Origin of the sequence: Bradyrhizobium uaiense (assembly GCF_010811875.1) — a bacterium.
Classification (GTDB): domain Bacteria; phylum Pseudomonadota; class Alphaproteobacteria; order Rhizobiales; family Xanthobacteraceae; genus Bradyrhizobium; species Bradyrhizobium uaiense.
Genome location: NZ_VKHP01000295.1, coordinates 1 through 10,307, shown reverse-complemented (window position 1 = coordinate 10,307; position 10,307 = coordinate 1). Strand labels below are relative to the sequence as shown.

Annotated in this window: 3 protein-coding genes and 1 pseudogene; 3 read left to right on the top strand and 1 reads right to left on the bottom strand. The window is 60.4% G+C overall.

The window, feature by feature from the left end:
• The 3 genes and pseudogenes from FNJ47_RS40775 to FNJ47_RS40765 all read left to right on the top strand — a co-directional run.
• Positions 1–397 (top strand): annotated as a pseudogene (locus FNJ47_RS40775) (transposase); the annotation flags it as partial.
• Between the two features lie 2,461 nt (positions 398–2,858).
• Positions 2,859–3,092 carry a hypothetical protein gene (locus FNJ47_RS51870; RefSeq protein WP_236000390.1) on the top strand — a complete coding sequence of 78 codons (234 nt, stop codon included), beginning with the start codon at positions 2,859–2,861 and terminating at the stop codon, positions 3,090–3,092.
• A gap of 284 nt (positions 3,093–3,376) precedes the next feature.
• A complete protein-coding gene (locus FNJ47_RS40765; protein WP_236000388.1) occupies positions 3,377–9,730 on the top strand; it encodes a shikimate kinase in 6,354 nt (2,117 codons plus the stop codon).
• Positions 9,731–9,933: 203 nt separating this feature from the next.
• Here FNJ47_RS40765 and FNJ47_RS40760 read toward each other — a convergent pair.
• Positions 9,934–10,307: transposase (locus FNJ47_RS40760; RefSeq protein ID WP_175068486.1), on the bottom strand; the 374-nt coding region annotated here is incomplete at its 5' end.

Genomic DNA, 10,307 nt, shown 5'->3' with positions numbered 1-10,307 from the left:
TCCTCGCCTTCCTGCGCCCCAGCGAAGCTAACGTGCCGCCCCAACTGGACATCCATCTCGTCGTCGATAACTACGCCACCCACAAGCATCCCAAGGTCAGGACCTGGCTCGCCCGACGCCCGCGTGGGCACATTCACTTCACGCCAACCTACGCCTCCTGGCTCAACCAGGTCGAACGCTTCTTCGCACTCATCACCCAACGCGCGATCCGGCGGGGATCGTTCGATTCCACCGCCGACCTCGTCAAAAAAATCGACCGCTTTATCCGCACCCACAATGCAGATGCTCGCCCTTCGTCTGGACCGCAACTGCCGACTCCATTCTCCAGAAACTCGCGCGACTTTGTCAGCGAATTTGCGGGACAGAACACTGGAGACCTGGTGCAGCTGGCGGTTAGAGTGGTCGATCGGATCGCCAAGGACTCGGAAACGCAGGAGATGATGCAAGAAGGCGGCACGAAAAACTTGCAGAATTGGCAGGCGAGCGTGTCGGACCTCCACGCCCGGCTCGTTAAGCAATGACACGGAAGTCAGCGCGTTTGGATCGGTCACGCCGACCTACAACGCCAACGGCAATCTGACGTTCGATGGCACCTTCACCATGGCTACGACGCCGAAAACCGACTGATCTGCGGCAGCTACCATCTTCGATCCGGAACGGGGTCAGAGCTGGCCTCGGTTGTCTGAACAGCAATTCCGCGTCGATAAGTGGAGCTTCTGCCGAGTTAAGCTGCCGCGCGGAACGGCAGCGGGCTGAAGTAAGCTTGATCCGGGGTGGCCCCGTCAAGGCTCGAGTGGGGACGCCGGCCATTGTAAAAGACGAGATCTCGGATTTCGAAGTAGCACTAAGGACCAACCGCTAGCGAAAAATCACATCCGTCGCCATTGCATTTGATCTTTCGATCAGCGGCTTATGTGCTTACCGCAAACGAAAAGCAGGAACAAGCTTTCGGGGGAAATACGCATTGTACGATCCGGACGCGGATCGCGTCATCATGTCCGAGCGCGCCAGCATTGATATGCCCCAATGCAGAATGACCTACGTGATCGATAATTCTTTTCAGTACGCGCAACTCGATGATCTATGATTAAAGGAATGGTCGCAATAGACTCATATAGCAACCGGTCATTGTCTCATTGACGCGATCAGCGCCCGCACAGAGAATTTCGACGATGCTGGTTGTCGCATTGTCCGTCGCGGCCAAATCAGATCTCGCAAGCGTCGCGTTTTTCGAACCTTTCGACCTGTGATCCTGCAAACGACGATAGTGCTCCTGAACTTGCTCTGTGGATTCATCATCAGGCAGTCATCAACGCTCTCCCACAACATCTGCCTAAGCCGGCGACCACTCGCGCTAAGACCGGAGAATCATGCATTCGCCGTGGGTTCCCTGGATCCTGCTGGAGTTCGTCAGCTGTTCGTAAGCAAACGCATCGAGGATGCGTTAGGTGGGGCAGTCAACAAACGCAAAACCTTCGATCGCGATGGGCTCATAGCTGATTTTGACCGAGGTATTGGCCTTCCGTCGATTTCTCAAATTGCGAGCGCCGTTGGCCATCCAACAGAGTCGAGCTTGGCTCGGGTGCGCGTCGCCGCAAAGCCTATGACGGAAGAGCGACGAAAGTTCAGGAGTGCCACTCACGCGACATAGAGCGCAGAGCTTGAATCGGACCCTGCGTCAAGTTGTACAGTCCGCGCAGACATGCCCGCGAAAGCACTGACGAATGAAGCAACCGTTTTCTTTTGTACGATGTTCTACTTTCGGTTTGCGGGCCCTAATCGGAGTTGCGCTTGCTGTCCGTCGCTCGACTGCACCATACACGATACTGATCGCGAGCCAGCCTCTAGGTGATCGGAATGGGCACATCATTGCCAGTCTTCAATACGCCTGTCGCGTTGCCGATGGGGAATCGAAGGGCGCAGGAATCACGGCGTTCGGTCAGCAAATGGGCAGCGAAAAAGCGACGTACATGGCTCCGCTTGCGTTCACCGCGAGCTCGAAGTCTCTTGTGCCTAAAGGGGAGCATGCAATTCAAAGAGCTTCGCGTGTTTGGCGGTCGCTGATTCGGCGAACCCATTCGGTAGCTCATCAGACCACGAGGATAGCGGTCGAGCCGACAAGTGGCTGTCGCACTCGTCAGGGCAGGGCATCCAGGTACATTGGATAAAGATAATGAGACGCATTGACGAGGGCGACAAGTCGCCCATTTCGGAATTTGGTGCCGCTGAAGGTCGAGGCGCTGACGGTTCTAGCGCCAAACCGGCTTGTGCTCCTGGTGAAGAGGGGCCATCGTTCGGTTCCATTGTGGATCGGATGCGGTCCGAGCTTCAGGATTCAGGTCCTTCGGATTCTCGCAGCATGCAGCGCGACAGCGGTGCAGGCCGATTTGCTGCTCCCTCCTCCGGTGCACATCGGCTCCTCGGGGTCGCGTTGCAGGCCGCAATCGGTGGAAGTCGTCGTCGTTTGCGCTCCTTGCCGGAATCCGGCTCGTCGCGAACTGATGGGGAACTGCCGCGCGATGATCCAGAGACGGAAAGCCCGCTAGGGCGCCCTCTCCCGTCGCACGGGGGGGCTGGACCAGAAGGGGGGCGCGTTCACGATGCGCCTATCCAGAATGTCCAAACCCCGGGCCTGCAAAGACCTTATAGAACGTACAGTGGGAGACCAAGGCGAGATGCAGGCTTCTCGCGTCAAACTGGCGAGGAGCTCTGGCGCGACGATCGAGAGGCTGAAAGCTCGCACGCGAGCAGACGCCCACTGGATACGCAGTCCGTGTCTGAGGGAAGTGGTAGACCAGGAAGGTGCGTCGCCGATGCGCCTGCGCAACCATTCCAGCCTGGGAGCTCGGAGCGAGCCCATGGACCTGATCGTGGCGCAGCCAATCTGGAAATTACTCCATCGGCTTCGGATGGCGACCGGCGACGCGCCGATCGGACCACTGACCGCCCGCAAACAGGCAGGCTGGCGCCGCATGGCCAATCCATCTCTGACCGAAGTGGCCGAACCGGGAGGTCGCATATCGACAATGCTGCCCTGCAGAACGTCCAAGTTGGAATACCGGAAAGGCATTCTAGACGTTCAGATGAACTAAATGCCGCCTTAAGGGAAATCGCCAGCGCTCGCGACATCAGCGTTTTCTCACGCGCAGTTGTACGTTACAGCAAGCAGCTGGGAAGGCAGGATCTTTCAGACTTTCTGCAAACCGCAGCTGCCCGCTTCGATGCTCGATTTGTGCCGCTGTTGGAGGAAAATATCCGGTCCTCGTGGGGATACGCCACGACATGCAATGAGCTGAGCCGGGAAGCTGGAGGTGAGGCCGGCATAAGAGCTTGCCAGGCCTTAGCGGTTCGGTTGTCGCGCCTCGACAAGGCGCTTATGAAGCAAATCGATCCCATCGCACTTTCTCTGTTTGCATTATCGTTCGGCCGACATTCCTCGGCGGCGAGCTGTCGCGAGGCTGCCGTCGCAATCGCCGGTGAGGTGCCGTCCCAGCTCTCGCGTTTTGACCCGCAGGCGCTGGCCAACCTGGTGAACGGTTTCAGCAAATGGCCGAACGCGGCGGACTGTCGTGAGGCTGCCGCCGCAATCGCCGGTGAGGTGCCGTCCCAGCTCTCGCGTTTTGCTCCGCAGGGGCTGGCGAACCTGGTGAACGGTTTCAGCAAATGGCCGGACGCGGCGGGCTGTCGCGAGGGTGCTGTCGCAATCGCAGGTAGGGTGCCGTCCCAGCTCTTGCGTTTTGTCCCGCAGGAGCTGGCGAACCTGGTGAACGGTTTCAGCAAATGGCCGGACGCGGCGGGCTGTCGCGAGGCCGCCGTCGCAATCGCCGGCAGGGTGCCGTCCCAGCTCTTGCGTTTTGATCCGCAGCACCTGGCGAATCTGGTGAACGGTTTTAGCAAATGGCCGGACGCGGCGGGCTGTCGCGAGGCTGCCGTCGCAATCGCCGATAGGGTGCCGTCCCAGCTCTTGCGTTTTGACCCGCAGCACCTGGCGAACCTGGTGAACGGTTTCAGCAAATGGCCGGACGCGACGGGCTGCCGCGAGGCTGCCGTCGCAATCGCAGGTCAGGTGCCGTCCCAGCTCTTGCGTTTTGACCCGCAGGCGCTGGCGAACCTGGTGAATGGTTTCAGCAAATGGCCGGACGCGGAGGGCTGTCGCGAGGCTGCCGTCGCGATCGCCGGCAGGGTGCCGTCCCAGCTCTTGCGTTTTGCCTCGCAGGAGCTGGCGAACCTGGCGAGCAGTTTCAGCAAATGGCCGGACGCGGCGGGCTGTCGCGAGGCCGCTGTCGCAATCGCAGGTCAGGTGCCATCCCAGCTCTCGCGTTTTGACCCGCAGGCGCTGGCGAACCTGGTGAACGGTCTCAGCAAATGGCCGAACGCGGCGGACTGTCGCGAGGCTGCCGTCGCAATCGCCGGTCAGGTGCCGTCCCAGCTCTTGCGTTTTGACCCGCAGGCGCTGGCGAACCTGGTGAACGGTTTCAGCAAATGGCCGGACGCGGCGGGCTGTCGCGAGGCTGCCGTCGCAATCGCAGGTCAGGTGCCGTCCCAGCTCTTGGGTTTTGTCCCGCAGCACCTGGCGAACCTGATGAACGGTTTCAGCAAATGGCCGGACGCGGTGGGCTGTCGCGAGGCTGCCGTCGCAATCGCCGGCAGGGTGCCGTCCCAGCTCTTGCGTTTTGATCCGCAGCAGCTGGTGAACCTGGTGAACGGTTTCAGCAAATGGCCGGACGCGGCGGGCTGTCGCGAGGCTGCCGTCGCAATCGCCGGTCAGGTGCCGCCCCAGCTCTTGCGTTTTGACCCGCAGGAACTGGCGAACCTGGTGAACGGTTTCAGCAAGTGGCCGGACGCGGTGGGCTGTCGCGAGGCTGCCGTCGCAATCGCAGGTCAGCTGCCGTCCCAGCTCTTGCGTTTTGACCCGCAGGCGCTGGCGAACCTGGTGAACGGGTTCAGCAAATGGCCGGAAGAAGCATTCGCGGGCCAAGCGACGGTCGCGATCGCTCGTGAGGTCCGTCGCCGTGGCGATCAACTCTCCGGTTTTACTCAGCAGGCGCTGGCGAATCTGGTGAACGGATTCAGCAAGTGGTCGGAAGACCCGGACACTTGCCAAGCCGCGGCCGTAATCGCGGGTGAGGTCGGTCGCCGCCCGCTCTCCGATTTCACGCCGGAGCAGATGGCATATCTGATGAATGGCTTCAGCAAGTGGCCCGACGACGCAGCGTGTCACCGGGCGCTGGTGGACGTCGCACGCGGACTAGGCCGGGCAGGCCAACGCTTCGGTGCCTTCACGACGCCGCAGTTTAGCATGATCGCCAATGCCCTGGGGCGAAGTATCGTGAGAGGGGAGGAGACGGGAGAGATCACAGAGACCGCTCTGCTGAAGGATCGCTTGCATCAGCTGGCCCATCACCTTCACTACGACAATGATCGGCTGGAGCAGAGCGATGCTCGGACCATCGCCACCATTTTCAAGGCCTTGGCGAAGACTCGGCTGTTCGAGGATCTTGGCTCACTTGCCTCGACCGGGTTGGATCGGCTCAACGAATTGCAACGTGCCCCTGGTTTTGCCGCTGAGAATAACCTCGAAACCATCGGCAATCTCTGTGCCGCGCTGGTGCCGCTGGCGCGCAGCCCGCACCTGCGCTGGCATCGCAGAGTGGCTCTCCACTTGCTGAACGATCTCCAGCCGGTCGTGGAGCAAAAGGTCGAGGCACACTTCAATGCAAGCGCGGCAGAGCGAACCCGTGGGCCGCTCGCCAGTCGCGCTCCAGCGCTCTCGATCTATCAGGTGATCAAGGCTCGTGCGGTTCTGGCGAACATGTTCAAGCGACCGGATATCGAGGGCAAGAAGGCCGATTTGCGCAAGAGGCAGCAAGAGTTGCGGCACGGTACCAAAGAGACCCTGGCCAGTACGCGCGACCTCATTCAGGGCGATCTTTCCAACATGAGCTGGAACCTGATCGCGCAAATCGAGGCGGAGAGCCCGGTCGATGCGCTGGACGCATTCGTCGAGCAGAACGCGGCAACGATCCAGGACAAATATCCTGCGTCCATATTCGATGTCCACGAGGTATTGCGAGCCATGGATCACGAGCCGAGGCCCCCACAGGGCGAGGCTGGTCTGATGCGGTTGCCGGTGGTGGACATGCAAGGACGGCCTCTGGCCACGGAGCCCGAGACACGATACTCGATCTTTCATCGGCTAACCTCAGGGGCGATCGAGGTGGTCGCCGTGCAGCTGCCAGCAAAGCCGAGCGCCCTCATGCTGGCGCGCACGTTCACGTATAAGGGGGTGCCATACCGCATGGACCTGTTCGGCGGCAGCAAGTTAAAGGCACCAAAACCGACCGTGCTCGAAATCGCCGCCCGTGCTCCAGCCAAGCCGGCAGCCGCATCCTCGGGAGGAAAGCTGCTCGCCATTCCCTATGCCGAAACCGCTCCGGGAACGTCTTTCGAGAAGCTAATGCGCGCCTGGGCGCCCTTCAAAGAGGCCTATTGGTACACTCAGCGTAGGGGATTTGCGGCGCCACCCGCAATCAAGGATCTCGGCCCTCACGACTACGCGCTCGAGGGCGCCTTCAAGCTGTTGCTGGCGCCAGACCGCCCGGCCAACGAGGCGCATCCCTTCAGACTGACCGGACCGGAAGGCCCGATTGCTCTGCGACCGCATGACGGCTGTGGCTTCATCAAGGCCTCGCTGGCCGAGCGTATGCTCGCCGTTCGCCGTGCCGGCCCGAAGGAAGGTCCCGATCGGACGCCGCCCTATGGCGAAGCAAGGAGATCGTCCGTTCCGGCCTCGGCGCTGCAACATTATCCGCGTAGTGAGCGAGTGGCGGGCGAGGCGCGCGAGAAAGCCAAGGCTTGGCTGGAGAGCAGAGAAGAGGGAAGCCTGATAGGCGAGCATCTGTTTCGTACGGTGACGGCAGGCCACATCGACGGTTCCGGCGCGGTTGCCGTCCCGTCCAGTGACGATTACCTCCATCTGCCACAACGCAAGAGCGAGACGTTGACGGGAACGGGGGGCGTGCTGATCGGGCGGTCTCCCTATGACAATCCCAACCTGCGCCCGCTTGACTACAAACGCGTCAAGTCAGCAGCTGATGGGGACCCGACTGGGGCATTCCTCGATAGATGCGTGGCCATGCAATACAGTTTCAGCGTCGCTGAGAAGTCCCGGGAGCAACTGGCGGCCGACGATCCGAGCTTCTTTGCCAAAGGCATCCTGATCGTGGTGCCGGATGAGCTGTGGCCGGCCGACTACGCAGATCGTGGCCTGGTGATGTCGGCTGAGGACGTCAAATGCCAGTCGAGCTGGACCGAGCGCAAGGACCGCGTCAAGGCGGACACGCTGGTCGATTGCGTCGGCATCCTGCAGGCGACCGAGGTGTTTGCTCCGGGGTCGTTGGTCGCCGTCCCGACCGGTGAGCAGAAAAAGCTCGACGGCGATTTCGACGGAGATACGATTGTTATCATCGGTGACCGGCCGCAGCTTTATGAGCATGTTCGCCTGTTCGATGACAAGGAGCAAGCCCGCGGGGTTCGTTCGCTCAAGCCACCAAAATCGCATACGCCGGCAATCGAGGGCAATGATTACAAATTTAGCCGTGCCAGCCAGATCCTCGCGGCGACGCGGGATACTTTGGAGGTTTATACCGGCCTGCAGCGGAGCTTTCTGGCGCAGTCCCATCAAGCACGACATTGGTTTGCCGAGCGCGCCGTGTTTGGAACTTACGAGGGGTTTCATCACGAACTTCAGCGCGACATCCTTCAATTACTGAACCAGGAGCAGGTGAGCGCCCAGGATGTCGAGCACATGCTCGACAGAGCGAGGCCCGAAATCAAGGCTGCAGACCATGCAGTTGCCCACGAAATTGCCGAGTTCCTCGTCACCGACCTTGTCGCGTGGGCAGCAAGCATGGATGAGCAGGTGCTGCCCGAAACAGTCGAAAGCGCGCGCGATACCAAGCTGACGGTAAGCCCGGAGCTTGCAGAGCTTTTCCCAAACCTGGCGGAGACCTATCCGGCGGCCACTCACCCGCGCGACCGTATCCAGGCCTTGCTCGACAACTATCCTCCGCGCATCAGTCCACGGCCGGATGGGTACATTGCCGATGACCTCGTGCAAAGCGCAAGCAATCTCCTGAGCCTCGGCATCAAGGTCGGAACGGACGCCTTTAAATCCGACACCAGCGTCCAGCTATTTATGAAGAAAAGCCAAGGGCTCCAGAGGCTCCTGCAGCAGACGCCGGGCCTGAAGTCGGTGCCTTATGTCAAGAGCATGGCGGCGACCCTCAATCACGGGATGTTCAATGTCGACACGACCTTGGAAGATCTGAAGGACAATCCCACATTGGCGGCTTCAATCATGGAAGCCTCGATCAACCTTGCTGCGGAGAAAGGGATTCTGCCTCGTCCCTTTGACCGGCAGCCTGCCGAGGATTCTGCCATCAAATTGACGCTAACTCGCGAACTGGCCTCGGAGCGCGCCCAGACCGAGGTGGCGCGCGCCTCAGTCGAAGAAAAGGCGATCACTGCAGCGGCGCTTCAGGTTGCCAAGGATCTCCGGCAAACGGGCATCGATGTGAAGATGCCCCATCTCGACCATCGATTGAAGACGGAAAGCTCTCTCACAGATCAACTCTTGGCTGTGAATGACGTCCCCGAAGGCGCCTCACAGCTGATCAGCAACGCCGTGCGCCATGTCTTCGAAGCGCCCGATAAGGATTTTGCAAAGGCCTTCCGGAAAGCCATTCTGTCGTTTGAGGAACAAGGCTACACCGAATTCAGCACAGCAAACTGGTTCAGGATGAGCGCTCCGACCTTTGCCGGCATCAAGACTGTGCTCGCCACGCCGGATGGCTACCGCTTCGAGGCGGAGTTTCATACGCCGGCCAGCTACAAAGCCAAAATTGCCAATCACGATACTTATAAGGAGCTCCAGCGACTGCGCAGAAGCGATGCACCGGATGACCGTAAGATCGAGCAGCTCACGCAGCACGTGCGCGAGATCTGCAGAGAAGTTGCGATACCCGATGGTGTCAAAAACATTCCCCACTTTTCAATCGAAGAGGCGCGTACAGCTGGCGTCGGCGCTGGCTTTGCGCTGCGATCTACCCGACAAACAGGGACGTTCGAGCGATCACCGACCGCAAAGGAGGTTGTCGCGGCCCTCGACGGCCGGCCGATCGTGCTCGTCGGCATGCCCGGCTCCGGCAAATCCACTATCGGCCCACATCTTGCGCGACGACTAGGGCTGCCCTTCATCGACTCCGACAAAAAGATTGAGACGATGACTCGCATGTCGATCACGGACATTTTTGCGAGCAAAGGGGAGCGGTATTTCAGGGGCCTCGAGGCCAGTTTGATCGCGGAGTGTCTCGAGCGGGGGCCAGTGGTGCTCGCAACCGGTGGCGGCGCGTTCATGCATGAGGAGACGCAGCGCCGCGTCGTCGAGAAAGGGGTCTCGATCTGGCTCAATACCGACGCGGGTGAGATCAGGAAGCGCCTTGCTCGTGACACGACCCGCCCGCTGTTGCAGACCGAGGACCGGGGGAACAAGATCACTCAATTGATCCGCGAGCGCGAACCGTTCTATCAACTTGCCAATCTCACCATCGTCCCGGGAAAGCGTGACACCAGGAACGCGGATCAATGCGTGGTCGCGCTGTATGCCCATCTTTGCGGCGAGGCGAGCGCGGACCGGATACCGGCCAAGGTCATGGGAACGCCACCGTGACCTTGCCGCTTACAAGGTTGATTGTCGATATCGCGCGCACTGATCGGTATGAACAGTCTCTTCGCCTCAAATGGGCACACCCCTCGAGCCAGGCGAAGCTCGCCCTGCTCAGTGCTGTCGTATCAACCTCGTCCGACAATTCAAACGCGCCGAGCCAGGCCCGGCCATCTCGAAACGGCAGAGGTGCCCCACATGAACGTGGCCTAGTGTTCTGTCCCGCAAATTCGCTGACAAAGTCGCGCGAGTTTCTGGAGAATGGAGTCGGCAGTTGCGGTCCAGACGAAGGGGCGAGCATCTGCATTGTGGGTGCGGATAAAGCGGTCGATTTTTTTGACGAGGTCGGCGGTGGAATCGAACGATCCCCGCCGGATCGCACGTTGGGTGATGAGCGCGAAGAAGCGTTCGACCTGGTTGAGCCAGGAGGCGTAGGTTGGCGTGAAGTGAATGTGGCCACGCGGGCGTCGGGCGAGCCAGGTCCTGACCTTGGGATGCTTGTGGGTGGCGTAGTTATCGACGACGAGATGGATGTCCAGTTGGGGCGGCACGTTAGCTTCGCTGTGGCGCAGGAAGGCGAGGA

Excerpts from the sequence above, each read along its gene's own strand:
- FNJ47_RS51870 (WP_236000390.1), top strand. The coding sequence starts at position 2,859 with ATGGACCTGATCGTGGCGCAGCCAATCTGGAAATTACTCCATCGGCTT.
- FNJ47_RS40765 (WP_236000388.1), top strand. The coding sequence starts at position 3,377 with ATGAAGCAAATCGATCCCATCGCACTTTCTCTGTTTGCATTATCGTTC.